The sequence below is a fragment of the Nocardiopsis sp. KDC1DS13DA1 genome (assembly GCF_055632325.1).
Genome location: NZ_JBVMUY010000056.1, coordinates 1 through 496 on the forward strand (window position 1 = coordinate 1; position 496 = coordinate 496).

The following is a 496-nucleotide window of genomic DNA, read 5'->3' on the forward strand; positions in this document are numbered from 1 at the left end:
ACCTTCCTGTCGATCTGCTCCGCCGAGGGGGGCGTGGAGATCGAGGAGGTCGCGGTCTCCAACCCCGACGCGGTCGCCAAGATCGCCGTCAACCCGCTGACCGGCGCCCCCGCCGACGTCGCCGCGGAGATCGCCAAGGCGGGCAAGCTCCCGCAGGCCGCCGCCGAAGGCGCCGCCGAGGTCATCACCAAGCTGTGGGACGCCTTCGTCGGCAAGGACGCGACCCTCGTCGAGGTCAACCCGCTCATCCTCACCAAGGACGGCCGTGTCGTCGCCCTCGACGGCAAGGTGACCCTGGACGAGAACGCCGAGTTCCGCCAGGACCTGGAGAGCCTCACCTTCGCGGAGGAGGGTGACCCGCTGGAGGTCGCCGCCAAGGCGAAGGGCCTCAACTACGTCAAGCTCGACGGCGAGGTCGGCATCATCGGCAACGGCGCGGGTCTGGTCATGTCCACCCTGGACGTGGTCGCCTACGCCGGCGAGGCGCACGGCGGCG

1 protein-coding gene is annotated in these 496 nt (G+C 70.6%); it reads left to right on the top strand.

Going from position 1 to position 496, the window contains the following annotated elements; all coding sequences use genetic code 11:
• Positions 1-496 (top strand): ATP-grasp domain-containing protein (locus ACTVAJ_RS28980; RefSeq protein WP_470391479.1); only part of this gene is annotated, 496 nt, incomplete at both ends.